Below are 26,223 nucleotides of genomic sequence, written 5' to 3'. Positions count from 1 at the left end.
CGTGGGGGTTGCGGCTGAGGTGGCGCTGTCAAAGGTTGGGGTGACCGACAGGCAATGACGCCGACTGTGTCAGCGTGCGAGGCCGAGAAAGACTGCAAGCGACTGCTCGACAGCCACCACGGTTTCGGAATCGATCCGGCCTATCCTGTGCCCGAGGTTGGTTCGGCGCACCGTGGTCAGCTTATCGACCATGATTTGGCTTACGCGATCCAGACCGTTCAGTTGGCCAGGGTCGACTGTCAGCCGTAGCAGTGGAGCATCCGTGAGGTGAGACGTCAGTGGTAGAAGAGTAACGGACTCCGACTCCGCGAAGAGGTCGTCCTGGATGATGAGTGCCGGCCTGGGTTTCTGGGCATAAGTTCCGCCGGATACGGTCCATAAGTCGCCGCGGTTCACTCCGGCCAGTCTTCTGAGATCTGTTCGACGAAATCCTGGTCGTCTTCAGCACGGTCGGAGGCGGCGACAGCGCGCGCTTGACGCTGGGCCTCACGCTTGAACTCGTCCGTTCGCGCATCGGGCACCCACATCTGGATTTGGCGAAACCCTCGCTCGCGCATGGCTAGCCGATGCCGCGCGACACGATCCCTAACGCTCATAGAATCCACGTTACATGTAACGCACGCAGCTGTCAGCGGTTAGTTGCGGCCCTCAGGGAACGTCGGATGCCGCGACTGAAGAGTTCTCCGGCGAGACCAGGAATCCATGGAGCAACGACGCCGTTCCCTGCAGGTGATCGAGGGTAATCTGATAGGCGCCATCCGCATCGCCGCGGAGAATAGCGTCAACAATTTCCTGGTGCTGCCGGTTGGAATGCTCAAGGTTGGGCTCCAGGAACGGGATGCGGTCTAGAAGGTCGCTGACCCGTGCACGGGCGTCTGCTACGGCTGCAACGAGGCTTGGCGATCCACACAATTCCGCAATGGCCACGTGAAACCGCGCGTCCTTCGGCCTGTACAGCTCCACCGGAGCCCCTGCCACATCGGCCAAGGTATCCAGCAGATGACGCCGCTGCCTTGGAGACAGCATGGCCTTGGCGGCGAGGGACGCGGCGGCCGGTTCCAGCACGGCGCGGCAGGTCAGAACGTCGTTGACTTCCGCAGGGTCCAGATCTGCGGCGTCTCTAAGTTCCACGAGCCTTCGGGCCGATACATAGGTTCCGCCAGACCTGCCGCGGCGGATTTCAACATAGCCTGCCTTTTGAAGCTCCGCTAAGGCTTCGCGCAGCGTCGCCCGTGACACGCCCAGCAAATCCGAGAGCTCCCGCTCGGCGGGCAACTTGTCACCAACGCCGAAGATCCCCAGCTTGATGTTCTGGAGCAGCCGTTCGATGGTTTCTTCAAAGGCGTTTCCCTGCCGGACCGGCCGTAAGAGCGTAGTGGGGACCTCAAGCGCTGCCTCTTCCATGTGACCATCCTAGCGCGGTCTAATAAAATGCCTTTTACCCGCCGCGGTTTGCGCCGAAACCGCGCCTGTTTTCAAGGAAAATCAGGATCTTCTTGACTCTTGCCGGTGACTTGCACCACACTGACAGAGGACTTTTGGACTAATTACAGACCATTAAGACCCTTGGAAGAAGGGAAATCGCATGTCATCACGTCCCTTGGAGCAGCCCGTCAACGACGACGAGGGCTACCTCCATCACCGTCAACTCAAACGTGGAGCGGCTGGGTGGGTCCTACTGGCGGGCCTCGGTGTTGCCTATGTCATCTCCGGAGATTTCGCCGGCTGGAACCTGGGCCTGGCCCAGGGCGGCTGGGGCGGTCTCCTCATCGCATTCATTCTGATGGGCATCATGTACACCTGCATGGTGTTCGGATTGGCCGAACTGTCCTCGGCACTGCCAACCACCGGGGCAGGCTACGGATTTGCGCGCAGGGCACTTGGGCCGCTGGGCGGCTTTGCCACCGGGATGGCCGTGCTGATCGAATACGCTGTTGCGCCCGCCGCCATCGCCACCTTCATCGGCGGCTACGTGGAAGCCCTGGGCCTGTTCGGCCTCACCAACTCCTGGCCGGTCTATCTCATCACCTTCGCTATCTTCGTCGGAATCCATCTCCGCGGAGTCGGCGAAGCGCTGAAACTGATCTTTGCGATTACCACAATCGCCGTCATCGCTTTGGCTGCCGTGGTCATCGGCCTGGTACCGCATTTCAACGCGGCAAACCTCTTCGATGTCGTGCCGGACGGTTCCCCGACCTCCAGCGCATTCCTTCCCATGGGCATCGGAGGTGCAGTCGGAGCCCTCGTGTACGCCATCTGGTTTTTCCTCGCAGTCGAAGGTGTACCGCTGGCTGCTGAAGAGACAGCGAACCCCAAGAAGGACATGCCGCGGGGCATCATCGTTGCCGTGGTGATTCTCGTGGTCTTCGGAGCACTGATGCTCGTCCTGGTTCCCGGCGCGGCCGGGTCAGAGGCGATGGGTGTCTCGAACAACCCGCTTCCGGAAGCGCTCCGCCTGGCCTATGGGGGTAACACGTTCCTTGCTGACTTTGTGAACTATGCAGGGCTGGCGGGCCTGGTGGCCAGCTTCTTCTCCATCATCTACGCCTACTCGCGGCAGCTCTTCGCCCTGTCCCGCGCCGGGTACCTTCCCAAGTGGCTGTCATTGACGGGCAAGAGGCGGACCCCGTACTGGGCGCTCATCGTGCCCGGCGCCCTCGGATTCCTTCTTGCTGCCGCGACCGGCAACGGTGCCCTGCTCATCAATATCGCGGTGTTCGGAGCGACCGTCTCGTATGTGCTGCTGAACCTGTCGCACATCGTCCTGCGGGTAAAGGAACCCGGCCTTCCCCGGGGATACCGGACCCCAGGAGGTGCCGTCACCACATCCGTCGCCCTGCTTCTAGCTGCTGTTGCCGTCGTTGCCACCTTCGTCGTCGACGTCCTGGCAGCATCTATCACCGCCGCAGTTTTCGCCGCCGCCCTCCTTTACTACTGGTTCTACAGCCGCCACCGGATTGTGGCAGGGGCACCCGAAGAGGAATTCGCACAGCTCGCGGCAGCCGAAGCCGAACTCAGCAACTGAAACGCCCTCCCCGGCCCAGTTCGGCGGAGAGCACCTATTACGTCCAACACCCAGATCGAAGTTACGGAAATCAAATGACCAATCAAATCGCAGGGAAAAACTCCCAGGCACAGCTGACCGTCGAGGAGCTGAAGCAGAAGGTTGCCACGGGTGAAATCGACACCGTCGTCGTAGCCATCACCGACTCCCTGGGCCGGCTCCAGGGCAAGCGCTGCGGCGCAAGGTCCTTTCTGGAGGATGTCCTCGGACATGGCGCCGAAGGCTGCAACTACCTCCTATCCGTTGACGTGGAAATGAACACGGTTGATGGATACGCCATGTCTTCCTGGGCCAACGGCTACGGGGACATGGTCATGCGACCCGATGTCAGCACCCTCCGGCTTGTGCCGTGGCTGGAGGGCACCGCGATGGTCCAGTGCGACATCCTCTGGCTCGACGGCCGCCCCGTCACCCAGTCCCCGCGGCAGATACTTCGTGCCCAGATCGAACGCCTTGAGACGCTCGGATACCGTGCCCATATCGGCACGGAACTCGAGTTCATCATGTTCGACGACACCTACGCGGAAGCATGGGACAAGCAGTACGTCGGGCTGAAGCCCTCAACCCGCTACAACGTTGACTACTCCCTGCTTGCCACGGCCGGCCTCGAACCGGTCATCCGCGACATCCGAAACAGCATGGAAAGCGCCGGGCTCGTCGTCGAATCCTCCAAGGGGGAATGCAACCACGGCCAACAGGAAATCACCTTCAGGTATTCAGAAGCGCTCCAAGCCTGCGACAGCCATGCGTTCTACAAGAACGGTGCCAAGGAGATTGCAGGAAAGCATGGAAAAAGCATCACCTTCATGGCCAAGTACAACGAGCGCGAGGGCAGTTCCTGCCACATTCATTTCAGCCTGACGGACCTGGACGGCAACCCGGTGCTTCCCGGTGACGGCGAGCATGGCTTCAGTCCCGTCATGGAACACTTCGTCGCAGGTCAGCTGGCCGCCATGAAGGAACTCTCGTACTTCCTGGCGCCAAACATCAACTCGTACAAGCGCTTCGTCGAGGGCAGCTTCGCGCCAACGGCGATTGCATGGGGACTGGACAACCGCAGTTGTGCGCTGCGCATCGTGGGGCGTGGACCCGGCCTCCGGGTGGAAAACCGTGTAGGCGGCGGCGACGTCAACCCTTACCTGGCCGCGGCAGCACTTATTGCGGCAGCCATTCACGGCATCGAGAACGAGTTGCCCCTTGAGCCCATCATGGTTGGGAATGCCTACGAGTCCACTGCGGACCGGATCCCGACGGCGCTTCGTGACTCGCGCGCCCTGCTCGTCAACAGCGAAATCGCCCGCAAATCCTTCGGAGACGAAGTGGTGGATCACTACGTGCACGCCGCCGACGTCGAGCTGAAAGCGTTCGACAGTGCCGTCACAGATTGGGAGCACAAGCGTGGCTTCGAACGTCTCTGATTCCTACCGGCCGCGAATCGGCCTCACCACCTACTACCAGCAGGCAGCCTGGGGAGTCTGGCAGGCCGATGCGGCCATCCTGCCGGGCACCTATGTACAGGCAGTAGTCGCCGCCGGCGGCACACCTGTCCTCCTGCCACCCGTCGGCACGGACCCCACAGTGGTCGAGCTCCTGGACGGGCTCATCATCGCGGGCGGATCGGACGTGGACCCGGAACAGTATGGCGCCGAGCCCCATGAACTGACCCGCGCCCAACCAGCACGGGACGCCCACGACATCGCCCTGACCAGGGCGGCGCTGGCGACCGGACTTCCGCTGTTTTCCATCTGCCGCGGCGCCCAAATCCTCAACGTGGCACTGGGAGGAACGCTGATCCAACACGTCCCGGACGTCAATCCGCAGGCAGCGCAGTACCAGCCGGCACCGGGTGTGTTTGGGAACGTCGAATTCACCACAACACCCGGAAGCATCAGCGAGAGCCTGCTCGGGCCAAACGCCAGCGCCCCCTGCTACCACCACCAGGCCATGGACAGGATCGCGGACGGACTCTATGTGACGGCGGCAGCGCAGGACGGAACCGTACAGGCACTCGAAACGACAACGGGCGGATGGGTGCTGGGAGTGCAGTTCCACCCCGAACAGAACCCGGACGACCTGCGGCTTTTCACGGGATTTGTTGAAACAGCCCGCAACTACCGAAAAGAACGAATGGAGAATGCAGTCGATGTCCACCAGCACGTTTGATGTCCTGAACCCGGCCACCGAAGAGATCATAGAAACAGTCCTGCTCGCCACACTGGAGGAAACGGACCGGGCAATCGAAAAGGCCGCGGCGGCCTTTGAAACGTGGCGCCACATCTCACCCGCCGACCGGGCACTGTTGCTGCGCCGCTTCGCCGCTGCAGTGGATGCCGACCTCGAGAACCTCGCCCAACTCGAAGTGGTCAACGCTGGCCATACCATCGGAAACGCCCGGTGGGAGGCAGGAAATGTCCGGGACGTCCTCGCCTATTATTCCGGCGCCCCGGAACGCCACACCGGCCAGCAGATCCCTGTTGCCGGAGGCGTCAATGTCACCTTCAACGAGCCCCTGGGTGTTGTGGGAGTCATCGTCCCGTGGAACTTCCCGATGCCCATCGCCGCGTGGGGATTCGCTCCGGCGCTGGCAGCAGGCAACACGGTGGTTCTCAAGCCTGCCGAACTGACGCCGTTGACGGCCCTGCGCCTCGGGCAGCTTGCGCAGGAAGCCGGGCTGCCTGACGGTGTACTCCAGATCATTCCCGGAAAGGGATCCGTCGTGGGAGAACGCTTCGTCACCCACCCGGCTGTGAGGAAGGTGGTTTTCACCGGTTCAACAGGCGTCGGCAAGCGGATCATGGCCGGCTGTGCGGAGCAGGTCAAGCCAGTGACCTTGGAGCTGGGCGGCAAAAGCGCCAACATCATCTTCGCCGACGCAGACCTGGAGGCTGCCGCGGCAGCGGCGCCGGGTGGGGCCTTTGACAACGCCGGCCAGGACTGCTGCTCCCGATCCCGCATCCTGGTGCAGCACGACGTCTTCGAAAGGTTCCTCGAACTGCTTGAACCTGCCGTCAAGGCGCTGAAGGTCGGGGATCCCCGGAACGAGGATTCATTCATGGGGCCGCTGATTTCCGCCGCACAACACCGCACGGTCGCAGGCTTCGTGCCGGATGGAGCGCCCATCGCGTTCCAAGGATCAGCGCCCGAAGGCAAGGGATTCTGGTTCCCGCCCACCGTCCTGACTCCGTCCCGCGAGGACCGAGTGATGCACGAGGAGATCTTTGGCCCGGTTGTGGCAGTAGTCCCCTTCAAGGACGAAGCTGACGCGCTCCGCCTCGCCAACGACACCATCTATGGCCTGTCCGGCTCCATCTGGACCAGGGACATAGGACGGGCCCTGCGCGTAGCCCGCGGACTGGAATCCGGAAACCTCTCCGTCAACTCCCACTCATCCGTCAGGTACTCCACACCCTTTGGCGGATTCAAGCAGTCAGGCCTGGGCCGTGAGCTGGGACCCGACGCCCTGAATGCCTTCACCGAAACCAAGAACGTCTTCATCTCAACCACCGACTGAACACAACACAAGGAAAAGCAAAATGATTGAAGTTATCTCCAACCGACTCAAAGGCCGCAGCGCAGTCATCACCGGGGGCGCAAGCGGAATCGGACTGGCAACCGCACGTCGGTTCGCCTCCGAAGGAGCACACGTTGTTATCGCCGATCTCGATCCGACCGCCGGACAGCGGGCCGCCGACGAAGTCGACGGACTATTCGTCAAAGTCGATGTCACCAGCGAAGAAGAGGTCAAGAACCTCTATGCGGTGACCAACGAAACCTACGGAAGCGTGGACATCTCGTTCAACAATGCCGGCATCTCCCCTGCGGACGACGCCTCGATAATCGATACGGGGATCGACGCATGGCGAAGGGTCCAGGAAGTGAATCTCACTTCCGTGTTCTACTGCTGCAAATACGCCCTGCCGTACATGCAGGCGCAGGGCAAGGGATCCATCATCAACACGGCATCCTTTGTCGCCGTAATGGGTGCTGCCACTTCCCAGATCTCATACAGCGCCTCCAAGGGCGGCGTACTGTCGATGAGCCGCGAACTGGGTGTCGAGTTCGCCCGGCAGGGCATCCGGGTGAATGCCCTGTGCCCTGGCCCGGTCAACACGCCACTGCTGAAAGAGCTCTTTGCCAAGGACCCCGAGAAGGCCGCCCGCCGGCTCGTCCATGTTCCCCTCGGCAGGTTCGCTGAACCCGAGGAGTTGGCCGCTGCCGTTGCGTTCCTGGCCAGCGATGATGCCTCGTTCATCACCGCTTCCACCTTCCTTGTCGATGGCGGCATCGCCGGAGCCTACGTAACCCCCGAGTAGGAAGCGACTCCTCATTGAGGGCCACGAGCGGCATGGCCCTCCGGACTCGAACAGCACACCGGGCCGCCGATGGTTGACAGGACATGCTGGCAACCATCGGCGGCTCTGGCCGGGTCCTCGAGATCAGGCGAAACCCGCACCGCGGCGATTGCCGCCGTCGTACTTCCCGAGGAATCAAACGACAGCAGCATCTCCACCAGGTGCGGCGCGAAGTCGCCGTCGAGCGCCAGCACCACCCGGCAGGGGGCGCCGGGCTGTTCGGGTAGTCCTGTAGGGCCGCGCCGCCCAGTGGAGACGGATTCGCGTCCGGGCTGATCTACGGCCGGATTCAGGGACTCTCCGTAAAGGAGGCCTTAGAAATCGGTGTAGCCCATGGCGCATTGGCCATGACTACCCCGGGCGACAATTCCACGGCGACCCTGCAAGAAGTCCTGGCAGCAGCCCAGGGTCACGGCTCATCCACACACCGTTAGGCAGTGACATGGCGCTAGACGCCAGGAGACTAGCTGGTGGCGAGCAGTCGCGCTGCTGCGTCTCGCCCTACCGCGAAGGGCTGCGGGAAAGTACCCATTCCCATTGTCACGAGCCCGCCCTCGTACAGAAGCATCAACGAGTCGGCTGTCTGGGCAGGATCCGCAACGGACGCTTCCCTGCACAGCTGCTCGAGCAGGTCTCTCAACCATTTCTTTTGGCGGATGGCTTCCGCCGCGATGGGGTTCTCCGGGTCATCCGTCTCGGCCCGCGCGTTGATCGCGGAACACCCTTTGTCGCTGTTGTCGATGGCCCACCGCCCGGAGATGTCGAAGATCGCGAGGATCCGCTCGGTGCCGCCTGCGGGTACCTGCGCGAGTTCATTTTCGAGGTACTCGCGCCACCGGGCGTCCCGCCGTCGGAGGTAGGCCACCGCCAGCGCCTCTTTCGAACCGAACTGGTCGTACAGGGTTTTCTTGGTTACGCCGGCCGCCGCGGCGATCGTGTCCACCCCTACCGCGTGGATTCCTTCTCGATAAAACAGCTCGGACGCGGCGCGCAGAACCCGTTCCGCTCCCTTCGTGTACTTGGGCAGCTCATTCGTGTCCCGGGGCTGCTCCTCACGGCGATCTTTCATCATGCATCTACTATACCGTTCTGTATACTAATTAGCATGAGTAAACAGAACGGTATACCTCAGCGCATTGTCCTGATCGGAGCTTCCGTCGCGTTCGTTCTCAGTTGGAGTTCCGGTTTTCTCGTAGCCAAGATCGGCACCGCCGGCGCGCCGGCGCTTACGGTCGTCTTCTGGAGATTCCTCATTGTCGTGGTGATCCTGGCGCTCGCCGTCGCCGGAACCGCCCTCCGAGTAAACATCACCCATCGTCGTGCGGCTGGCATCGGTTCGAAAAGCCGGTCTGGGAGCTCCTCCCGCGGCTCAGTCCTTCCCCGCGCGGACCTGCCCGCCTGGCGCGACATCCGCCCCCATCTCGTCATCGGATTCTTCGCCCAATTCGGCTACGTCGTGCCTATCTACCTGGCCATCGCCGCCGGTGTCTCGTCGGGGACCACCGCGCTTATCGATGCCATCCAGCCCCTTGTCATCGCCACCCTCGTGGGACCGCTCCTCGGGCTCCGCGTGCGTGCCCTCCAATGGCTCGGCCTGGTGTTCGGCGCCAGTGGCGTCGCCCTGATCGTGACTTCGGACGCATCCGTAGTCGCGTCTCCAGGCCCCGCCTATTTGCTCCCGCTCGTCGCCCTCGCGAGCCTCGTCACGGCCACATTCCTGGAACGCCGCACCGCCGCACGCCTCGGTGTCTTTGCCACCCTGTCCACGCATGCCGCCGTCACTCTCGTGGCGGTCGCCCTGCTCGGGTCCCTCGCCGGAACCCTAACCCCACCGGCCACCCCTGACTTCTGGATCTCCACCCTGGTGATCGCGATCGTCCCCACCCTCATCGCCTACGCCCTGTACTGGTTCCTCCTCCGCCGGATCGGCATCACTACGCTCAATGCCCTCCTCTTCCTGGTGGCCCCGACCACCGCTGTAGCCGGGGCTTTCCTGTTCGCGGAACCGTTCACTCCCGCCACCCTCGCCGGCTTGATCCTCGGGTCCGCCGCCATCGCTCTGGTCCTGTGGCCCGAGCGTTCCTCGGCGCATTCCCGCTGCGCTTCTTCCGCCGATTCGGTCGACGCCGATTTCCAGACAGGCGAAGCGGCCCCTTCACCAGCCCGGTGAGGCGGTTCACGCGTCAATAGCGCCGCCAGGGTATGGCGCGGCGGATGGCCAGTGTGAAATGGAGGCGGGCCCCGGCGACATTGTTCCCGGACCGCAGAGCACGGCCAACATTTCTATCCATGGTCCAAAGGCGGGCCCACCAGCCTGCAAAATTCTTCGCCGCCTGCGCCAGATGTAACGGCGCGAAAAGCGCCAGGCTTCCCTCCCCCGGCCAGCAGGAAAGACTGGAACGACGACGGCGGGACTACATTGGGTTCGACGGCGCTGTTTGCGTCGGCGAACGGCAGCCCCTCCCCTGACCGCGCCCAAACGCCGATGACAACATGGAACTGGCTTCCATCAGGCTCGTCACGGCTTAACCTGAACGCTGAATGCGGTCTCTGAACCCGTCAGGGAGCGAGCAGTCCGTCAGCGACCACCGCGAGCATGGAGGCCACTGCGTCGGCGGGAAGCTCGCTGTTGTCGGCCACTGCAGCCATGCCGCCAACAAGCCGACTTATTTGCATTGCCTCGACCCCGGGGCGCAGGGCCGAGTCCAACCCGTCAATCAGGCGCTGATTCGCATTGAGGTAAGTCGTGCATTTTGCCGCGAATGGAGACCCGGGATCGCCCAGCGCAGCGGTGATCCGCGCGGCCGCACCCTTGTGCTCTGTCAGCATCGCCGCATAGTCGGTCAGCCAGGTCAACAGCTGCTCCCGCGCGGAGCCGTCGAGCGAAAGCGCCCTGTCGACTGCCGCGTTGACCTTCCCCGCCCAGGCCTCAAGGACCGCATCGTACAGCGACTCTTTGGCCGGGAAGTGCCGGTACAGCGTGCCGGCGCCCACCTCGGCCCCTTTGGCCACCTCGTCCATTGAAACGGCGTCGAAGCCTTTGGCGCGGAATAGCGCACGTGCAACCTCCACGATCCGATCGCGGTTGCGTTGAGCGTCAGCGCGCACAGAACACCTCTCAAAACATGGTTGCCAAACGGAGAGTGTCTCCGTATAGTTCTAAACGGAGCATCTCTCCTTTTAGTGTACGTCAGCCCTTCGGCTAGAACAGGACACCATCCCATGACATCCACAATCGCCACACGGGCGCCCGCCGGGATCGCGCCATCCGGCGGCCGCGCCGGCAGCATTGGTCTCTGGCTGGTCATGCTTGCCCAACTCATGCTTGTCCTCGATGCGACCGTCGTAAACGTCGCACTCCCCCACATCGCCACCGACCTCGATTTCACCCCGGCCCAGCTCAGCTGGGTCCTGAACGGCTACGCCGTTGCCTTCGGCGGCATCCTGCTGCTCGGCGGACGGATCGGAGACGTCTTCGGCCGTCGCCGCACGTTCCTGGTGGGCGTGGCAGTCTTCACTGTCTTCTCGCTGCTCGGCGGCCTGGCCACCTCACCCCTTCTCCTCGTCATCGCACGCGCACTCCAAGGCCTCGGTGCCGCGTTCGCCGCACCAAGCGTGCTCGCGCTCATCACCACGAGCGCGCGGGACGACGGCGCGCGGAACCGGGCGCTTGCATTGTTCTCCGCCGTCGCCTCGATGGGCGGCGCGCTCGGGCTCATTCTTGGCGGCCTGCTCACCGACATCGCCAACTGGCGGTGGACCCTCTTTATCAACGTGCCGATCGGCGTCGTCGTCCTCGTTGCCGTGCCGCGCCTCGTCGCCGAAACTCCCCGGAGACCCGGGCGCTTCGACATTCTCGGAGCGGTGACCGCAACGGGCGGCGCGGTCGCCATCGTGTGGGCTCTCCTCCAAGCGGGCGACGCCGGCTGGTCCAGTCCCCGCACGATCGGCGGGCTGGTGGTCGGCGCAGCGCTGATCACCGTGCTCGCCTTCACCGAGCGGAGAGTGGCCCACCCCCTGCTCCGCCCGCAGCTGCTCCGCAGCCCGAGCCGGGTGGCGGCGCTGGCGGCGATGGCGGCCACCTATGGCGGGATGCTGGCGATGTTCTTCCTCATGGTCCAGTACCTCGAAAATGATCTGCACCTCACGCCACTGTTGACGGGGCTGGCGTTCCTGCCGATGCCCCTGAGCATCTTCGCGATGTCGCGGATCGTCCCGCGGCTGGTCGAGCGCTTCGGGGCCGTCCGCCTCGTCGTCCTCGGCACGGCCCTTCGCGTCGTCGCCTTCCTGCCGCTCACGCAACTGAGTCCGAACACCCCCTTCGCCATCGTCATGGTTGCCCTGCTCTTGACGGGAATCTCAGCCGGCATGACGTTCATGCCGCTCACGACGCTCGCGCTTCGCGACGTCGAACCCGAGCACGCAGGGTCCGCCTCTGGGCTTTTCCAGACAATGCAGCAACTTGGCGGCGCCGTCGGACTGGCCATCGTGGCTTCGACTTACGCGGCCTTCGCTAGCCCCGGCGACTTCCTGACCGGCGGACGGGCTGGGTTCTGGTCGGCGACCACCCTCTCCGTCCTCGCGCTGGCAGCCGTCGTCGGGCTGGTCATTAGACCTCGGAAGGTGGCATGAGGGCACCCGTTCGCTGGACGCCCTAGGTCCGAAGCCATCGCCGCCACTACGTTCAGGCACGCGAATCCGCCCTTCTACCCAGCCAAGTGGCTGATCGCGGCACGCGCCGGGCACCTCTCGGTGATGCAGTCCATCCAATCCTGACCGGCATGGCCAAGACGCCCGCTTAGGCGACCGCTGCGCCCACGGCCACTGCCGCCGTCGTACTTTCAAGATCCGCAAATCCCTGCAGCACCTCCACCAGGTGCGGCGCGAAGTCGCCGTCGAGCGACAGCACCACCTTGCACCGGGCGCCGGGCTGCTCCGGATAGTCCATGTACCGTCCTCGCAGGTCGCACACGGTCTGGCCACGGCCGGGACCGTCGGTGGTGTCGACGTCGACATGCACCACCGGGGCGACGGCGGCTTTGACGCCGCCCACCGCGAGCGCCGCCGCCAGGGGGTCGTGCATCGCGGAGCAGGCCCGCCCGAACAGGCTCTCGTAGAAGCGGAAGTAGTAGCCCAGCATCTCCCCCAGGGCCTGCGGGACCGGATGGCAGGTGTCGAGCAGTTCCTGGCGGTGGCGTTCCTCCAGCACGTTGGACATGGTGACGTCCAGCGGCACCAGGGTCACGTTCCAGTCGGCGGCCAGGACTTCGGCGGCGGCCTCGGGGTCGTTGGCGATGTTGGCCTCGGCCACGGGGGTGATGTTCCCGGGGGCAAACGCGGCCCCGCCCATGATGGTGATCCCCTCCACCAGCCGGGGCAGTTCCGGCTCCAGCCGCAGCGCTTCGGCGATGTTGGTAAGCGGGCCGATGGCCAGGACCCGCAGCGTGCCGGGGTGTTCGTGGGCGAGACGCACCAGCATTTCGGCGGCGGTGCCGGGGACCAGTTCGGCGGCGGCCGCATCCAGTTCGACGCCGCCGATGCCGTTGTCGCCGTGGACCCACGGCGCCCCGCCGTGGAACTCGCCTGCCTGCGGATCGTGGGCTCCGAGCGCGACGGGGACGTGCGCGTGCCCGGCGAGCTGGACCAGGTCCAGGGTGTTGCGGGCGCCGACGGCGGCACTGACGTTGCCGCTGACGGTGCCGATCCCCCGCAGATCCGCCTGCGGGGAGGCGAGCAGGTAGGCCAGGGCGAGGGCGTCGTCGATGCCGGTGTCGCAGTCGAGGTAGAAGGGGTGGCTGGTGGTGGTCATGGCGGTGTTTCTCGTTTCGTTGGTGCCGGGTGTGAGGTGGGGTTTCAGAGCTTTTCGCCCTTGGGGGCGGCGACGAAGAGGCTGACGATGAACGCGAGCGCGGTGATGGCCACCGAGATCCAGAGGGCGGTGGCGTACCCGGCGGAGGTGGCCTGTGCGGCGAACGGCGCAACGATCACGACGCCGAGGCTCGCCCCGATGCCGAAGGAGGCGCCGTTGATGCCGGGCAGGGCGGCGGGGGCTTCCTTGGGTGAGAGCAGGACGGAGAGTCCGTTGATGGCGGTGAGGAAGAAGCCGTTGTAGAAGATGCCCAGGGACGCGACGGCGATCATCACCGCTACCTGGTTGTCGGAAAATGAGGCGGCGGCGATGGCGCTGGCCAGGCTGAGTCCGGTGCCGGCGCGGAGGGTCTTGATCCAGCCGCGGCGGTCGGCGAGCCAGCCGGCGAGCGGGGCCGCGAAGACGCCGATGAGCGCGGCCGGGGTCAGGAACAGCAGGGCGGAGACGGACGCGCTGAGCCCAAAGCCGTGGACGGTGTCCTGGCTGAGCAGCACCACGGTGAAGTTGATGACGGCGAAGATGCCGGCAAGGCCCAGGACAGTGGTGGCGATGACGGGCCAGACCTGGCGGGAGCGCAGGTGGCGGGTGGCGATGAGGGGGTGGCTGCGCTTTTTCTCGATCATCCAGAACGCGGCGAAGGACGCCACGGTGCCGGCCAGCAGGGCGAGGGTGCTTGGGGCGGTCCAGCCGGCCGCCGAGCCGCCGGACACGAAGTAGGTCACGAAGACCAGGAACACCGAGAGCGAGCCCGCTCCCCACCAGTCCATGGCGCCGCGCACGCCCTGCGGCCGGCCTTTCGGGACGGTCTTGACGATGCAGCCGGCGGCGATGGCGGTGAGCACCAGCACGACGACGAAGATGGACCGGAAGCCGAGGGTCTCGGCCATCAGGCCGCCCACGTAGCCGTCCAATCCCCCGACGCCGCCGTTGATAGCGGCGATGATGCCCACGGAGGTGCCGAAGACGCGGGCCTGCAGGTTCTCGCTGAGGACGATGTAGGCGAGCGCGAAGACGGCGCTGGACACTCCCTGCAGGAACCGGCCCGCGGTGAGCAGCGGCAGCGTCGGGGCGGCGATGCAGAGGAGGGTTCCGGCACCCATGATGCCGAGCACCAGCAGCAGTGCGGCGCGGCGGCCGATGAAGTCGCTCCACCTGCCGATCACCGGGCCGGCGATGGCGCCGGCGAGGAAGAACATGGACTGCACAGGCGCGGCGCTGTCCGGGCTTAGGCCGAAGGAGGCCGCGATCTGCGGCAGGGCTGGGGTGACCATGCTGGCGTTGAGCTGGAAGGACAGGACGCCGAGCAGCAGCGTGGAAATGAGGAGGGCGGCGCGGCGGCCGGCAAATTTCGGTTGGTCCTGGGTGTCCGGGGGCGGCGCCATGGTGGCTGGTCCGGTGACCGGTGCTGGGGTGTTCACATCAAACTCCTTTGTTCTCCGGGCTGTTCCTGCCCTTGGGTGAGTTGTTATACAACCATGTATGACGCACAAGTACAACTGTGCCGTACACTATTTCCTATTCCAGCCGCCTTGGTTTTTCGATAGGACTTTCCATGAGCACTCGACTTCCTGCCGTCACCGTCGTCGGCAGCATCAACCTCGACATCATCGCGACGACGGCCAGGATTCCCTCCCCGGGTGAGACCGTTGGCGGTGGCACCCTGACGCAGCAGGCCGGCGGCAAGGGAGCAAACCAGGCGGTAGCCGCTGCCCGCTTGGGCGGTAGTGCCCGGATGATCGGCGCGGTGGGCGACGACGCCCAGGGCCGCCTTATGCTGGACGCGTTGTCCGGCGCCGGCGTGGACACCGCGGACGTCGCAGTGCTCGACGGCGACACGACAGGTACCGCGCTGATCGTCGTGGACCGCGACGGCGAAAACCAGATCGTGGTGTGCCCGGGCGCGAACGCTGAGTTTTCCTTGGAGGGTGTGGAGTTCGGGCCGGACGAGACGGTACTGTGCCAGCTCGAGGTCGGCCTGCCCGTGGTGCTGGAGGCTGCCCGTCGTTCTTCGGGATACTTTGTGCTGAACGCTGCGCCGGCCATGGACCTGCCGGCGGAGCTGCTGGAGCGCTGCGACCTGGTGATCGTCAACGAGACCGAGTACGAGCTGATCCCGGCGCTGGCCGAGGCCAAGCTGGTCGCGGTGACGTACGGGAAGGACGGCTCGGCAATATTCGAGAACGGCCGGAAGGCAGCCGAAGCTCCTGCGTCTACCGTGACTGTGGCGAACACTGTGGGCGCGGGCGACGCGTTCTGTGCTGCCCTGGTCATGGCGCTGCGCAGCGGGCTGGGCTACACCCGCGCGTTGGCCGTGGCCAACGCGGTCGGTGCGGACGCGGTGGAGGATCCGTCGTCGCAGCCGGAGTTGGCACAGCTGAACCATTACGTCGAACGGACCGCCGCTGCCGCAGTCAGCGCACGGTAAACGTCGCATTCAGGCGGGCGATGCCGCCGGACTTTCCGGAGGTCCGCCGTATCACCCGCGACGCCTACCTCCGCGCCGAGCACGCACACGTGTGGGTGGCGGAGGCCGCCTGGAAGGTGGTGGCGGCGGTGACGCTGGCGTTCGCCGTACAGCCGTACAGCGAGATTGCTGCCGAGGACGAACTGGAGTTCCGGATGCTCGCGGTGGACCCGGCGCACCAGGGCGGTGGCGTGGGGCGCGCAGTGGTCGGCAAAGTGGTGGACCATGCCCGGCAACTGCCCGGCATCGAGGCCATCAGCATCACGAGTGCCACGTTCATGGAACGCGCCCATGGTCTCTACCGGTCGCTGGGGTTCCGCCGCGCACCCGAGCGGGACTGGTCGTGCCGGGCGAAGACGTGCTTCTCTGACTGTTCCGGATTGGGCTGTAGGCGCTGGTCCTGCCCTGGGTGCCCACCCGGAGGCGTCGCTGCTGCAGCGCACCGGCGAGGCGTTTGAGCAGAAGCACGCCATCGCCCGCTGGGCGGCGTCCGTGATCCGGCCCGGGGAGAACATCCTGCTCGACGCCGGCTCCACCGTGGGTGCCCTGGCCCACGAGCTGCGGGGTTTCGAGAAGCTGTCCGTGACGACGCCGGGCATCAACACCATGCAGGAGCTGGCGGATTCGGAGGGCAGCGGGGTGGACTGCCTGGGCGGCCGGCTCCGGAGCCTGAGCCAGAGCTTCGTCGGGCCACTGGCTGAAGCGACCCTGGAGCAGATGAGTTTTGACCGCGTGTTCCTCGGCGCTGACGCCGTCACCGCCGAGGAGGGCATCTGCGAAGCCGACCACACCCAGACCCGGCTCAAGGAGCTCATGGCCCGGCGCGGCCGGGACGTGTATGTGTTGGCGGACTCCTCCAAGCTCGGCCTGCGGCCATTCCACGCGTGGGCGCGGCTCGCGCGCTGCCTTGGACCTTGATGACGGACGACGGCGCGGACCCCGAGCAGGTGCAGAAGTTCCGGGACGCGGGGGTTGAGGTTGAGGTGGCGGCTGTGGAGGTTGAGCTAGTCGAAACCCGTCGGTTGAGCTTGTCGACACCCTGGTAGTTGAGCCTGTCGACACCCGTGCATAACCAAAGACGCGCTTATGGCGGACTTCCGGGTGCTGGTCGAAGGGACCACGCCGGGTGCGACTTATTCGACGAAGGCGTCGTGCGAGATCCAGTACGGTGTGCCGTGGTTTGTCTGCGGCTGAGCCTGCCGAAACCCTGGAGTGCTTGGACCTCCTGGGTTGCCTCGGAGCCAAAGGAAGTAACAGCCGTACATTGTTGTCCCTCTGTGCACTTCAAACGCCCTGATGCTGGGATAAGCTTCCCCAAGTTGCGACACACGAACTCTGGGGGCAAAAGTGAATGCAAGGACGCCGTTAGTCTTCGGCGAGACTCTGGTCGAGCTCATCCGGGCGCGGCACCCGATCCTGCTGGTGGAGACCCACGAGGGCAACCGTGTGATCGCCGCGGCGGAAGCTGTAGCGACGAGTCCGGACCTTCGGCGGTCCCGCCGCGTCGTCATGTACACCGTCTCCAAAGGCCTGCACGCCCCGGGCCAGTCCGGAAAGCCTACGGCCCCTGACGCTGCCCTGGCAGAGGCGATCAAGGCCCCGGAGCCCACTATTTTCGTGTTCTTCGACCTTCACCACTTCCTTGGGGCGCAGGGCCGGCCGGCCGAGCCGGCGATGGTCCGCGCGGTCCAGGACGCTGCCGCGGCGTTCCGGACCGGAGATGTGCCCCATACCCTCATTATCGTCTCCCCCGGTTTGACGCTGCCGGCCGATCTGGAGAAGGAAGTCACCGTCGTCGACCTTCCACTGCCGACGGCTGGCGAAATCGAGGGCGCCCTGGACGAGATCGTCACCGCGAACGCCGCGTCGATCGTTGTGGATCTCAGCCCGGATGACCACCAGAGACTCATCCAAGCTGCTCAGGGCCTGACCCTCGGCGAGGCCGAGAATGCCTTCGCCCGCGCCATTGCCTCAGATCGCCGGCTTGACGCGTCGGACATCGCCCTGGTCCTTGACGAAAAGCGCCAAACCATCAGAAAGTCCGGGCTACTGGAATTCATCTCCGCCGAAGGAACGATGAATGATGTTGGGGGCTTGGAAAACCTGAAGAAGTGGTTGAAGAAGCGCAACGGTTCTTGGCTGCCGGAGGCGCAACGCTGGTCCATCCCCGCACCGAAGGGCGTCCTCATCACAGGTATCCCCGGCTGCGGAAAAAGCCTGACGGCCACCTGCATGGCTACGCTCTGGGGACTGCCCCTACTTCGGCTTGACGTTGGCCGTGTCTTCTCCGGCCTGGTGGGCTCCAGCGAGCAAAACATGAGGGGTGCCCTAAAGCTGGCTGAGGCCGTGTCCCCTTCGATCCTGTGGATCGACGAAATTGAAAAGGGCTTCGGGTCGAGCGGCAGCGGAGACTCCGGCACCAGCCAACGGGTCTTCGGGACCTTCCTGACGTGGATGCAGGAAAAGAAGAATCCGGTATTCGTCATTGCCACGGCCAACAAGATTGATTCACTCCCGCCGGAGTTCCTCCGCAAGGGCCGCTTTGATGAGATCTTCTTTGTCGACCTCCCGACGAAGGAAGAACGGCTTCACATCTGGCGCATCCAGCTCGAAAAAAGGCTCACTGCGTCTTCGGCTGCCTCTGGCGATTTCGAGATCACCGCCAGTTCGCTGGGTTTCCTGGCCGAGCAGACCGAAGGATTCTCCGGCGCAGAAATCGCCGAAGCTGCGGTCAGTGCATGCTTCGAGGCTTTCTCCGAACGTCGCAGACTCAATGAAAAGGACCTGAGCAGGGCGATCTCCAACACGGTCCCGCTCTCTATCACCCAGGCCGAACAGATCAACGCAGTTCGTGAATGGGCGTCCAAACGTGCCGTGGCGGCAACATCGACCAGCGCACGGGAGGACTACTCGACCAGCGGCACCGCCGCCACAGCCGACGTCAACTCCTGGCGCGGTGGCCGGCAGATCGATTTCGGGGAATAGCCCCATGAGTCTCGAGCTGCTTCTGATCCCCGTGGGGATCGCCGCCGTTGCCGCCATCCGCGAGGCCCGTAGCACCGACTTATGCGAAAAGTGCAAGACGACCCGCATTAAGGACGCCCAGCTCCTGCAGGACGCGCTCCTTGTCATGGGTGCAACCCACTTGAGCGTCGCCGAGGAACGCATTACCGGCAAAAGCCCCTATGGAAGGATCACCTTCCAACGGATCGGCGAGGTCTTTCTGGGCCGGGTCGATAACGCCGCGGACGAGGTCACCGGGAACATGCTCGCCTCCCTGGACATGAGCGTCGGTGCACTGCTCCAACAGCGAACCGTGGACTCGCTGCATGCCCGCGCCGCGGACATGGGCATGGTCCTCGTCTCACAGACAGCAGCCAACGGCGAAGTTCAACTCGTTTTCGAACAGGCGACGTGATGCAGAAGAAGACTTTTACCATCACCGTTTCGGCATCCGGATCCATAACCGCCGAGACCCACGGCCCGGGACCGGGCTGCACGGATGACCTCGCCGCGATCCAGGCCTTATTGCCGGACGCGGTGATCTCCGATTCCCGGTTGACCCCGGCCTACTACCAGACAGTCAACCAAGAGGTTGCTACCCAACACCTACATTACGAGGCGGACAGCGAACGATGACTCCGGAAGAAAAACTCTGTTCACGCACGTGGCGTCTCCGAAACAGCGCCGGGCTCCTCTGGAGCATCCTTTCCTTCGGCTTGTTGACCGGCGTCGGCTTGCTCATTCGCGGAATAAAGGCCAAGAACAAGCTGTGGATCAAACTAGGCATCGGATTTCTGGTGCTCGGAGTCGGCCTCATGGTGGCAACGGGCACATTCGACGGCGGCACCAAAGAAGCTCCCAAAACCTCTGTGGCGAGCACCATCTGGGGATGGATCTGGTTCACGAGCTTTGTCGGCGGACTAGTGGCGTCCTTTGTTACCAATAAGAAGTGGCTGATCTGGAAGGCCCACACCAGCGACGTCAAATGGTACGCCCAAGCCGGTGTATCGCAGCCGGCAGGGAACCCATCCCCGGCCCGCGGATATGACCCCAACGCGGCGGCCGGAGCCTTCGCCTCACCGGCGCCGTCCGTCGCTCCGCAGGCTTCACCCAACGAGGCCCTCGACGTGAATACAGCAACCGCCGGTGACCTCGTCACCGCGTTAGGCGTGGACCAGTCAACCGCCAACCGCATCATTGACGCGCGGCAGCGCGTGGGCTCGTTTACTTCCTTCGAGCAGCTCATGTCAAAGGCCCAGGTGCCGCCGCACGTGCTCATCCCCCACCGTTCAAAGCTCACCTTCGGTGCCTCGCAGCACAGCGCGCCGGCCCCCTCACCGGTGACGGCGCCGATGAACAGCGGGACCCAGTCAGCCCGCCGGCTCGACCTTTGACCGACGGGCACCTTCAGGTCGCGCGTGTTCTGCACGGCACCACCGCCGAAGGTCCGGGTCTGCGGACCGTGGTCTGGTTTCAGGGCTGCAGTATCCAGTGCAAGGGCTGCATCAACCCGCACCTGTTCAGTCCCCGCGGCGGCGCCCGGACGCCCATCGCAGAAATTGTCGATCAGGCCGTCGCTGCGGGAGTTGAAGGGCTGACGCTTATCGGCGGGGAGCCGTTTGACCAGCCTGCCAGCGGTGCCGCCTTGGCAAGGGCGGCCCAAGAGCGGGGCCTGGGAGTCATCGCGTTCTCCGGCTACGAGTACGAATCCCTGCTGGGCAGGGACGATGTCACAAAGGCCTTCCTCGCAGCGACCGATCTGCTCGTGGACGGTCCCTATCAGGCCCGAAACCCGGAGACCCACCGCGCCCTGGTGGGCTCCGGCAACCAACGCTTCATCCACCTCAGCGAACGATACAAAGCGTACAATCCCGAGGTCGTAACTAACCGGGTTGATGTTCGGGTGCGTCCCAATGGCTCCATCGACGTCGCCGGCTTCCTGGACACAGACGGCCTCGAGGACCTTCTGCAGACAACGGAAACCAGTAGGGCGGTTCGCGGGAGGCAGGCTTGATCCGGTCCCGCCCATCACCCACACCGAGCCCACACCAATCAAAGGAGCAGCCGTGGAGGCAGCAGCAGTGACCACATGGATGTTCGTCGCCGAATGTCCGATTCCCAACGATGTCGTTGAACTAATGGTCCCGGGTGAGCAGCCGGTGGCCGCCTATAAGACATTTCGCGACAGTGCCATTTTTACGACCAAGCGATTGATCGTCCGCGACGCCCAGGGAATGACTGGCAAGAAGGTGGAGGTGTATTCGCTCCCCTACTCTGCGATCAACATGTGGTCCTCGGAGAATGCCGGAACATTCGACATGGACGCTGAGCTCGAGCTATGGACGCGGGCTGGCCACATCAAAATTAAGGTGGGCAAGAAGGCGGACGTGCGGCGTCTGGATATGCTGATCGCTCATTCGGTGCTTGGCACTCAGCACTGACCCACGGCCGCCAGGGTTCTTCGCGTTGTCGGCGCGATAAGCGCGGGCGTGCCCGTGAGGCCGGATGGCCGCACTGAGCGATTCGACAGGGAGCGCAGTGCTGCAACGCGCCTCCCCGGCGTGGATGGTCTGGGTGGGCTGCAGCTGTAAGTTGCGACCGCGGCACGCGTTTCCAGCGGATGACATATGAGATGTGGGCCTTCACGCTGGTACGGCGTCTCTACGACCCGGAATTCTTGGTTGGCCGTGCTTATTGTGCGGCGTGTTCTTCGGGTCCGGTCCTTTTGGCATCACGTTCGGCGTGTTAATCATTGATTGTGGCTGCTGTGGCTAGGCCGTGTCTGCTAATTGTGTACGCGGTGGAATGTGACTATCGCGGCGAGTAGCACGCCGCCGAGGAATGTGGTGGCGTACTTGTCGTAGCGGGTTGCGATTCCGCGCCAGTGTTTGAGGCGGTTGAAGCCGCGTTTAACGGTGTTGCGTTCCTTGTAAGTTGCCGGGTCGAAGGCCGGTGGCCTGCCGCCGGCCGATCCTTTGGCTTTCCGTCGTTCGATCTGATCTGAGCGCTCCGGGATGGTGTGCCTGATCCGGCGGGTGCGCAACTCGCTGCGCGTCGAGGGGTGGGAATAGGCCTTATCGGCCAGCAGTCGGAACTGCTTGACGTCCTGGATCTTATGGGCGTCAAGCAGCGGCAACAGTTGCGGATTATCACCGGCCTGGCCGGGAGTCAGCAGCATCGTGACCGGCGCGCACGCCCGGTCGGTGAGAGCGTGGATTTTCGTTGTCAGCCCGCCTCTGGAGCGTCCGATCGCGTGGTCAGCCGGCTCCTTGGGCAGAAACTTGTAACTCGACATAGCCCCCTGTGTGGTCCGGATCGACCTTCAGCTTGGGCGCTCCGGCTGCATGCTGATGGGCCCGAACACTGGTCGAATCAATGGAGAGCAGTGACTCCAGCTCCGTGTCCTGGGCCCCGGTTGCGGCCTTGGCCGCCGCGAACATCCGCTCATAGGACCCGTCGGCTGACCAGCGTCGGTGGCGTTCCCATACCGACTGCCAGGCACCGAACTCAACCGGCAGATCACGCCACGGCGACCCGGTGCGAAAGCGCCAGCAAATGCCCTCCAGCGTCAAACGGTGATCATTCCAGGGCCGCCCCCGTCAACCCCCTGCCGTCGCGACTACAGGCTCAATCACCGTCCATAACTTATCTGAAACCACATTCGAACGAACCATCCATCCAGCCTCAAACATCGGAAGCCGAATATTTAGCAGACACGCTGTGAGTCTTAGAAGTGGCTGGTCTGGGACTGGCTGGCAGGGTTGATGCTGGTCGCCCGGCCCTGTTCGTGACTCAAGACACGCTCTGCCCCTTCGGGGTGCTCTGCTAGGGACTTGTCCGTCCAGGGCGGGGTGGCTGGCGCCGATCCGGCCCACCTCGGTGACTTGATCAGAAGGTTGCCCGATCCCGCTGGGATCGTGGCTCATCACAGTGCTGCCCCGAAGTGACTTCCTCCCAGGTCGGCGCCGGCCCGTAGCGGCCGGACCGTTGTCCTCTCTCAGGAAGGAATCCGCTAACAATGACCATCGTCGCGCATGCTTACCCATACGTCGTTGGAGTCGACACCCATGCCCGTAACCACGCCATGACGGTCCTCGCCGCTGCCACAGGCGAGATGATGGCGGCAGAGCAGTTCCCTGCCACGCCCGCAGGAATGGCACGCGCTCTCGCTTGGGCCGCCCGGCGCACCGGCGGGGACCTGGGCACCCTGTGGGTCATCGAAGGCGCCGCCAGCTATGGTGCTCGCCTGGCCCGCACCGTCACAGATGGTGGCTACCAAGTTGTCGAGGCCGCGCGGATGAACGCCCGCTCCAACCGCGGTATCGGCAAGTCCGATCCTTTGGACGCCCACCGCATTGCCTCCGCAGTCCTCCCCCTGGACGTCACGGAACTGCGCCACCCCCGCCGTGACGATGGAGAGCGGGCCGCACTGCGGGTCCTGGTTGCTGCCCGCGACCATATGACCGCCGAACGCACTGCAACCCTTAACGCGCTGATCGCGCTGGTGCGTGTGGTCGGCCTTGGAATCGACGCCCGCAGAGGGTTGAGTTCCAAGCAGATCGCCGAGGTCTCCCGCTGGCGCATCCGTGACGAAGAGATCGGGCTCGCGACCGCTCGCAATGAGGCGGTCCGCCTGGCCAAACGGGTGGCCGAGCTCGACGGCGACATCGCGGCCAACACCGCCACGATGACAGACCTCGTCCGCCAAAGTCGAGCGGCCGTGCTGCTGGAGAAGACCGGTATCGGGCCCGTGACCGCGGCGATCGCCCTGACCGCCTGGTCCCACCCTGGACGAGTCCGCTCCGAAGCCGCGTTCGCCGCCCTCGCTGGTACAAGCCCCATACCTGCTTCCTCTGGGAACACCGTCCGCCATCGACTCAACCGAGGCGGCGATCGGCGCCTGAACCGTGCCCTGCACATCGCAACGATCACCCGCATGACCCACGATCCCGATACCCGCGCCTACGTCGAGAAACGGCGCGCTGACGGCCGCACTACGAAGGAGATCCGCCGATGCCTTAAGCGCTATCTGGCCCGCCAGATCTACCGAGCGCTAAACACAGCCGGCGCCACACCCAGCCCGGTTTGACAGACATAGAGGGGTCCCTAGTCCGGCCGCGCTGCAAAGGACCGCCCATTCTGGTTGAGCTTGATTTGAGTGCAGCAGCCGGCGGCAACGTTACTCTCATATTGATTACGGACCTCATGCGGCTGACCAAAGTGACCCTCGTAGTGCAGCTGCGCCGTTGATTCTTCAAAAAGGCCGGAGAATCCCCGTTTCCGGACGAGTAACTCCATGCCGGGCATTTCGCCCCCCGTATAAGAGTGTGCCGGGCAACGGGCGACACCGGACGAAGCATACTGAGGTGTGGGTGGCAGCGGCCTTCGGCGCGATGGTCCTGTCAGTGATGCTGGCCTTCGCAGGTCAGCCGCACAGTGAGATCGCACTCAAACGCGACGGCTATGTACCCGGCGATGACGTGCTTCAGTGCGTGCTCCGCTTGAAAGTGAAGGAGGGCACGAGCTACCCGTCCCCGATCATTGGGGGCTGACAGCCGGATTTGTGTGTTAGTGGTGGAAAGATCCCGCGAACGAGGTCCCTTTATGCAGCGGTGTGGCCCATTCGCTTGAAACATAAACAGTTGTGTCCTTGACTAATTCTGTAATCCCAGTTTGCATATTTAATGCAAGATTAGGTGTTACGCTCAGCAAGCAATTCTCAACCTGATTTATGGGGGCATAAATGAATACACACTTTCGACGCAATGTAGCGCCAAAATCGAGCAATTATGGGACTGCCAATTTGGACCGTCCACCGCTGCGTTCAAGGACCTCTCAAGGGCGAGTGGCTAGTGTGGCCCTAGCTGTGGCCATGATCACTTCACTGACGGCATGCGGAGGTCAATCGGCAGCCTCAATCACGACGCCTCTGGCCAGCGAGTCCGCTTCCCCGAGTGCAACGCCGACACCCACTCCAACTGCACCAGCGTCATCCGGCTGCGTCACGGAAAACGCGACCGAAAAGTACCCGCCGAAGGTCTTCATCTGCACGAAGAGCGACGCTGGAAAGCTGCTGTGGATGGAGCAGTCAGAATCAAAACGGGTAACGGACGCGCGGGCGGCAGCGGCGGCGAAGGCAGCTGCCGACAAGGCAGCGCAAGAAGCTGCAGCTAAGGCGGCCCAAGAGCAGGCCGCTGCGGAAACAGCCCGTCAACAGGCTGCGGCCGCGGAGACGGCGCGCCAGCAGCAGGCTGCCGCCGCGGCAGCTGCAGCCGCAGCAGCCGCCAAAGCCCAGGTGCCCGTGCAGCCTGCCGCCCCGGCGGCTCCGTCCGGATGCGATCCAAACTATGCAGGGCCGTGTGTACCAATTGCATCAGACGTAGATTGCGCCGGAGGGAGCGGCAATGGTCCCGCGTACGTACGCGGACCGGTCACTGTCGTGGGATCGGACATCTACGGTCTCGACAGCAACCATGACGGTGTGGGATGCGAGGGGTGACCTGCTAGTCCACCGGAAGCAGGTCCGTCGCCTACGGCTTCCAACGGCCGTAGGCGACGGACTCGGATAACGCCTCGAATAGGGCGTTTGAGCCCAACCGCGTTTGGGGGTTCTGTCATACCGGCCGCAACGATGCGCCGGTGCTGTGGTGAGTCTTGAGGGGAAGACATGCTGGAACTGAAAAGAATCTACTGGAGCCGCCAGGTTCTGCGATTGGCATACGCCGCTGTGATTGTTTGGTTGAGCGTCGCCGTGGTCCTGGCGCTCATGCCGAAGACGAACGGAGACTACGGCGCGAGCGGATCGTCACCTGCTGACGTACTGCGCGGAATGTTCGACTCCGTCATCGCCGCAGTCGTAGCGCCTGGGTTTTCTTGCTGTCATCCTGATCATTGCGGCTGCCATCATCAGCGGCCGTGACACACACCGCCGTGATCCGGTCCGGCGCTTCACGCGCCAACAGCGCCGCGCCGGCATGGCGCGGGCTGGCGGCCAGTGTGAGATGGAAGCGGGGTTCCGGCGTCGTTGTTCCCGGCCCGCCGAGCACGGCGACCACTTCTATCCTTGGTCCAAAGGCGGCTCCACCAGCCTGCAGAATTTCGTGGCTGCCTGCGCGAGGTGCAACCGCGCTAAGAGCGCCAGGATTCCCTCGCCGGGCCAACAGGAAAGAATGGAACGACGGCGGCGGGAGTACGTCACCCAAACAGGTTCCATCGGCGTCGGTGAACGGCAGCCGCTCCCCTAGCCGGCCGTCGCGGTTAACAGCCGGCCTATCACGGAGCTCTTAACGGCCTCCTCATGGCTGCGTAGGCACATGCACCGCCGGTCAACAGGACCCTTACTCAGCGGTCTCCACGCAAGCGTCCTGGCCGGCATTAGACGTTTGTCGATGCCTCTGCCGACTCAGGTACTTCGTGGTGAGGTTCATGTGCCATGTCCGCAGCCTCCCTAAGATCCTCGCCTGAGAACCGC

The 26,223-nt window shown here is 64.0% G+C and carries 29 protein-coding genes and 2 pseudogenes; 21 read left to right on the top strand and 10 right to left on the bottom strand.

Annotation, left to right across the window (positions count from 1 at the left end; genetic code table 11):
- Window positions 1-69: 69 nt before the first annotated feature.
- From J7I92_RS13530 to J7I92_RS13520, 3 genes are read right to left on the bottom strand one after another with little or no spacing between them, the layout of a single operon-like run.
- Window positions 70-396, bottom strand: coding sequence for a type II toxin-antitoxin system PemK/MazF family toxin (locus J7I92_RS13530; RefSeq protein WP_214841235.1), 327 nt, complete (start codon window positions 394-396; stop codon window positions 70-72).
- Window positions 393-596 (bottom strand): antitoxin MazE-like protein, encoded by a 204-nt coding sequence (locus J7I92_RS13525; protein ID WP_214841233.1) that lies wholly within the window; start codon window positions 594-596, stop codon window positions 393-395. Before J7I92_RS13525 ends, J7I92_RS13530 begins: the two co-directional genes overlap by 4 nt.
- 52 nt (window positions 597-648) lie before the next feature.
- On the bottom strand, window positions 649-1,404 hold the full coding sequence (locus tag J7I92_RS13520; RefSeq protein WP_214841232.1) for a FadR/GntR family transcriptional regulator: 756 nt from the start codon (window positions 1,402-1,404) through the stop codon (window positions 649-651).
- A 181-nt stretch (window positions 1,405-1,585) separates the two neighbouring features.
- Here J7I92_RS13520 and eat point away from each other — a divergent pair, with 181 nt between their 5' ends.
- From eat to J7I92_RS13485, 7 genes are all read left to right on the top strand, one after another.
- Complete coding sequence (eat, locus tag J7I92_RS13515; RefSeq protein WP_214841231.1) at window positions 1,586-3,025, top strand: ethanolamine permease; 1,440 nt, start codon at window positions 1,586-1,588, stop codon at window positions 3,023-3,025.
- Window positions 3,026-3,099: 74 nt separating this feature from the next.
- Window positions 3,100-4,482, top strand: coding sequence for a glutamine synthetase family protein (locus tag J7I92_RS13510; RefSeq protein WP_214841230.1), 1,383 nt, complete (start codon window positions 3,100-3,102; stop codon window positions 4,480-4,482).
- Entirely contained in the window at window positions 4,463-5,227 is a 765-nt protein-coding gene (locus J7I92_RS13505; RefSeq protein WP_214841229.1) for a gamma-glutamyl-gamma-aminobutyrate hydrolase family protein, read from the top strand. The genes J7I92_RS13510 and J7I92_RS13505 overlap by 20 nt, the downstream gene beginning before the upstream one ends.
- Window positions 5,208-6,575: an aldehyde dehydrogenase gene (locus tag J7I92_RS13500; protein ID WP_214841228.1), complete on the top strand. Its 1,368-nt coding sequence runs from the start codon at window positions 5,208-5,210 to the stop codon at window positions 6,573-6,575. The genes J7I92_RS13505 and J7I92_RS13500 overlap by 20 nt, the downstream gene beginning before the upstream one ends.
- Window positions 6,576-6,597: 22 nt before the next feature.
- Window positions 6,598-7,377: a 3-oxoacyl-ACP reductase gene (locus J7I92_RS13495; protein ID WP_214841226.1), complete on the top strand. Its 780-nt coding sequence runs from the start codon at window positions 6,598-6,600 to the stop codon at window positions 7,375-7,377.
- 83 nt (window positions 7,378-7,460) lie between these two features.
- Window positions 7,461-7,643: a hypothetical protein gene (locus J7I92_RS13490; RefSeq protein WP_214841224.1), complete on the top strand. Its 183-nt coding sequence runs from the start codon at window positions 7,461-7,463 to the stop codon at window positions 7,641-7,643.
- A 45-nt stretch (window positions 7,644-7,688) separates the two neighbouring features.
- Window positions 7,689-7,850 carry a hypothetical protein gene (locus tag J7I92_RS13485; protein ID WP_214841351.1) on the top strand — a complete coding sequence of 54 codons (162 nt, stop codon included), beginning with the start codon at window positions 7,689-7,691 and terminating at the stop codon, window positions 7,848-7,850.
- 29 nt (window positions 7,851-7,879) lie between these two features.
- Here the strand turns inward: J7I92_RS13485 and J7I92_RS13480 are convergent, their stop codons facing one another.
- Window positions 7,880-8,488 (bottom strand): TetR/AcrR family transcriptional regulator, encoded by a 609-nt coding sequence (locus J7I92_RS13480; protein WP_251039875.1) that lies wholly within the window; start codon window positions 8,486-8,488, stop codon window positions 7,880-7,882.
- Between the two features lie 33 nt (window positions 8,489-8,521).
- Here J7I92_RS13480 and J7I92_RS13475 point away from each other — a divergent pair, with 33 nt between their 5' ends.
- A complete protein-coding gene (locus J7I92_RS13475; protein ID WP_214841222.1) occupies window positions 8,522-9,586 on the top strand; it encodes a DMT family transporter in 1,065 nt (354 codons plus the stop codon).
- Between the two features lie 389 nt (window positions 9,587-9,975).
- On the opposite strand, the gene J7I92_RS13470 is transcribed toward J7I92_RS13475, so the two are convergent.
- Window positions 9,976-10,524: a TetR/AcrR family transcriptional regulator gene (locus J7I92_RS13470; RefSeq protein ID WP_214841220.1), complete on the bottom strand. Its 549-nt coding sequence runs from the start codon at window positions 10,522-10,524 to the stop codon at window positions 9,976-9,978.
- A gap of 114 nt (window positions 10,525-10,638) precedes the next feature.
- Here J7I92_RS13470 and J7I92_RS13465 point away from each other — a divergent pair, with 114 nt between their 5' ends.
- On the top strand, window positions 10,639-12,048 hold the full coding sequence (locus J7I92_RS13465) for an MFS transporter (RefSeq protein WP_214841218.1): 1,410 nt from the start codon (window positions 10,639-10,641) through the stop codon (window positions 12,046-12,048).
- A 166-nt stretch (window positions 12,049-12,214) separates the two neighbouring features.
- Here J7I92_RS13465 and J7I92_RS13460 read toward each other — a convergent pair whose 3' ends face one another.
- Together J7I92_RS13460 and J7I92_RS13455 are read right to left on the bottom strand one after the other, a co-directional pair.
- Window positions 12,215-13,225, bottom strand: coding sequence for a nucleoside hydrolase (locus J7I92_RS13460; RefSeq protein WP_214841216.1), 1,011 nt, complete (start codon window positions 13,223-13,225; stop codon window positions 12,215-12,217).
- 44 nt (window positions 13,226-13,269) lie between these two features.
- Entirely contained in the window at window positions 13,270-14,703 is a 1,434-nt protein-coding gene (locus J7I92_RS13455; protein ID WP_396020386.1) for an MFS transporter, read from the bottom strand.
- 134 nt (window positions 14,704-14,837) lie between these two features.
- Here J7I92_RS13455 and J7I92_RS13450 point away from each other — a divergent pair, with 134 nt between their 5' ends.
- The 9 genes and pseudogenes from J7I92_RS13450 to J7I92_RS13410 all read left to right on the top strand — a co-directional run bounded on the left by J7I92_RS13450 (window position 14,838) and on the right by J7I92_RS13410 (window position 21,193).
- Window positions 14,838-15,710 (top strand): ribokinase, encoded by an 873-nt coding sequence (locus tag J7I92_RS13450; protein ID WP_214841214.1) that lies wholly within the window; start codon window positions 14,838-14,840, stop codon window positions 15,708-15,710.
- A gap of 20 nt (window positions 15,711-15,730) precedes the next feature.
- Window positions 15,731-16,207 (top strand): GNAT family N-acetyltransferase, encoded by a 477-nt coding sequence (locus J7I92_RS13445; RefSeq protein ID WP_396020385.1) that lies wholly within the window; start codon window positions 15,731-15,733, stop codon window positions 16,205-16,207.
- Window positions 16,140-16,795 (top strand): annotated as a pseudogene (locus tag J7I92_RS13440) (DeoR/GlpR family DNA-binding transcription regulator); the annotation flags it as partial. The gene J7I92_RS13445 and the pseudogene J7I92_RS13440, both read left to right, overlap by 68 nt.
- 301 nt (window positions 16,796-17,096) lie before the next feature.
- Window positions 17,097-18,734 (top strand): AAA family ATPase, encoded by a 1,638-nt coding sequence (locus tag J7I92_RS13435; protein ID WP_214841212.1) that lies wholly within the window; start codon window positions 17,097-17,099, stop codon window positions 18,732-18,734.
- A 4-nt stretch (window positions 18,735-18,738) separates the two neighbouring features.
- Window positions 18,739-19,167, top strand: coding sequence for a hypothetical protein (locus J7I92_RS13430; RefSeq protein ID WP_214841210.1), 429 nt, complete (start codon window positions 18,739-18,741; stop codon window positions 19,165-19,167).
- Window positions 19,167-19,388 carry a hypothetical protein gene (locus J7I92_RS13425; protein ID WP_214841208.1) on the top strand — a complete coding sequence of 74 codons (222 nt, stop codon included), beginning with the start codon at window positions 19,167-19,169 and terminating at the stop codon, window positions 19,386-19,388. Before J7I92_RS13430 ends, J7I92_RS13425 begins: the two co-directional genes overlap by 1 nt.
- Window positions 19,385-20,146, top strand: a complete 762-nt coding sequence (locus J7I92_RS13420; RefSeq protein WP_214841206.1) for a helix-hairpin-helix domain-containing protein — start codon at window positions 19,385-19,387, stop codon at window positions 20,144-20,146. The genes J7I92_RS13425 and J7I92_RS13420 overlap by 4 nt, the downstream gene beginning before the upstream one ends.
- On the top strand, window positions 20,143-20,766 hold the full coding sequence (locus tag J7I92_RS13415; protein ID WP_214841205.1) for a 4Fe-4S single cluster domain-containing protein: 624 nt from the start codon (window positions 20,143-20,145) through the stop codon (window positions 20,764-20,766). The genes J7I92_RS13420 and J7I92_RS13415 overlap by 4 nt, the downstream gene beginning before the upstream one ends.
- A 79-nt stretch (window positions 20,767-20,845) precedes the next feature.
- Window positions 20,846-21,193: a PH domain-containing protein gene (locus tag J7I92_RS13410; protein ID WP_214841347.1), complete on the top strand. Its 348-nt coding sequence runs from the start codon at window positions 20,846-20,848 to the stop codon at window positions 21,191-21,193.
- Window positions 21,194-21,537: 344 nt separating this feature from the next.
- Here the strand turns inward: J7I92_RS13410 and J7I92_RS13405 are convergent.
- A pseudogene (locus J7I92_RS13405) lies at window positions 21,538-22,426 on the bottom strand (IS5 family transposase).
- Between the two features lie 344 nt (window positions 22,427-22,770).
- Here J7I92_RS13405 and J7I92_RS13400 point away from each other — a divergent pair.
- Both J7I92_RS13400 and J7I92_RS13395 read left to right on the top strand, forming a co-directional pair.
- The gene (locus tag J7I92_RS13400) at window positions 22,771-23,841 is read left to right on the top strand and encodes an IS110 family transposase (protein WP_214841203.1); all 1,071 of its coding nucleotides are present in this window, start codon (window positions 22,771-22,773) and stop codon (window positions 23,839-23,841) included.
- 277 nt (window positions 23,842-24,118) lie between these two features.
- Window positions 24,119-24,304 (top strand): hypothetical protein, encoded by a 186-nt coding sequence (locus tag J7I92_RS13395; RefSeq protein ID WP_214841202.1) that lies wholly within the window; start codon window positions 24,119-24,121, stop codon window positions 24,302-24,304.
- A 349-nt stretch (window positions 24,305-24,653) separates the two neighbouring features.
- Here J7I92_RS13395 and J7I92_RS13390 read toward each other — a convergent pair whose 3' ends face one another.
- Complete coding sequence (locus J7I92_RS13390; RefSeq protein ID WP_214841201.1) at window positions 24,654-24,902, bottom strand: hypothetical protein; 249 nt, start codon at window positions 24,900-24,902, stop codon at window positions 24,654-24,656.
- Between the two features lie 692 nt (window positions 24,903-25,594).
- Window positions 25,595-25,807: a hypothetical protein gene (locus J7I92_RS23925; RefSeq protein ID WP_251039922.1), complete on the bottom strand. Its 213-nt coding sequence runs from the start codon at window positions 25,805-25,807 to the stop codon at window positions 25,595-25,597.
- On the opposite strand from J7I92_RS23925, the gene J7I92_RS23920 reads away from it, so the two are divergent.
- Complete coding sequence (locus tag J7I92_RS23920) at window positions 25,727-25,996, top strand: HNH endonuclease signature motif containing protein (RefSeq protein WP_311380327.1); 270 nt, start codon at window positions 25,727-25,729, stop codon at window positions 25,994-25,996. The genes J7I92_RS23925 and J7I92_RS23920 overlap by 81 nt on opposite strands.
- The last annotated feature ends 227 nt before the right edge of the window (window positions 25,997-26,223 follow it).

The sequence above is a fragment of the Arthrobacter sp. ISL-72 genome (genome assembly GCF_018613755.1).
Taxonomy (GTDB): Bacteria; Actinomycetota; Actinomycetes; order Actinomycetales; family Micrococcaceae; genus Arthrobacter.
This window is presented reverse-complemented; position numbering and strand designations above follow the sequence as displayed.

Excerpts from the sequence above, each read along its gene's own strand:
- J7I92_RS13420 (WP_214841206.1), top strand. The coding sequence starts at position 19,385 with ATGACTCCGGAAGAAAAACTCTGTTCACGCACGTGGCGTCTCCGAAAC.
- J7I92_RS13510 (WP_214841230.1), top strand. The coding sequence starts at position 3,100 with ATGACCAATCAAATCGCAGGGAAAAACTCCCAGGCACAGCTGACCGTC.
- J7I92_RS13430 (WP_214841210.1), top strand. The coding sequence starts at position 18,739 with ATGAGTCTCGAGCTGCTTCTGATCCCCGTGGGGATCGCCGCCGTTGCC.
- J7I92_RS13445 (WP_396020385.1), top strand. The coding sequence starts at position 15,731 with ATGCCGCCGGACTTTCCGGAGGTCCGCCGTATCACCCGCGACGCCTAC.
- J7I92_RS23920 (WP_311380327.1), top strand. The coding sequence starts at position 25,727 with ATGGCGCGGGCTGGCGGCCAGTGTGAGATGGAAGCGGGGTTCCGGCGT.
- J7I92_RS13495 (WP_214841226.1), top strand. The coding sequence starts at position 6,598 with ATGATTGAAGTTATCTCCAACCGACTCAAAGGCCGCAGCGCAGTCATC.
- J7I92_RS13400 (WP_214841203.1), top strand. The coding sequence starts at position 22,771 with ATGACCATCGTCGCGCATGCTTACCCATACGTCGTTGGAGTCGACACC.
- J7I92_RS13525 (WP_214841233.1), bottom strand. The coding sequence starts at position 596 with ATGAGCGTTAGGGATCGTGTCGCGCGGCATCGGCTAGCCATGCGCGAG.
- J7I92_RS13465 (WP_214841218.1), top strand. The coding sequence starts at position 10,639 with ATGACATCCACAATCGCCACACGGGCGCCCGCCGGGATCGCGCCATCC.
- J7I92_RS13480 (WP_251039875.1), bottom strand. The coding sequence starts at position 8,488 with ATGATGAAAGATCGCCGTGAGGAGCAGCCCCGGGACACGAATGAGCTG.
- J7I92_RS13490 (WP_214841224.1), top strand. The coding sequence starts at position 7,461 with ATGCTGGCAACCATCGGCGGCTCTGGCCGGGTCCTCGAGATCAGGCGA.
- J7I92_RS13460 (WP_214841216.1), bottom strand. The coding sequence starts at position 13,225 with ATGACCACCACCAGCCACCCCTTCTACCTCGACTGCGACACCGGCATC.
- J7I92_RS13425 (WP_214841208.1), top strand. The coding sequence starts at position 19,167 with ATGCAGAAGAAGACTTTTACCATCACCGTTTCGGCATCCGGATCCATA.
- J7I92_RS13500 (WP_214841228.1), top strand. The coding sequence starts at position 5,208 with ATGTCCACCAGCACGTTTGATGTCCTGAACCCGGCCACCGAAGAGATC.
- J7I92_RS13450 (WP_214841214.1), top strand. The coding sequence starts at position 14,838 with ATGAGCACTCGACTTCCTGCCGTCACCGTCGTCGGCAGCATCAACCTC.
- J7I92_RS13520 (WP_214841232.1), bottom strand. The coding sequence starts at position 1,404 with ATGGAAGAGGCAGCGCTTGAGGTCCCCACTACGCTCTTACGGCCGGTC.
- J7I92_RS13475 (WP_214841222.1), top strand. The coding sequence starts at position 8,522 with ATGAGTAAACAGAACGGTATACCTCAGCGCATTGTCCTGATCGGAGCT.
- eat (WP_214841231.1), top strand. The coding sequence starts at position 1,586 with ATGTCATCACGTCCCTTGGAGCAGCCCGTCAACGACGACGAGGGCTAC.
- J7I92_RS13410 (WP_214841347.1), top strand. The coding sequence starts at position 20,846 with ATGTTCGTCGCCGAATGTCCGATTCCCAACGATGTCGTTGAACTAATG.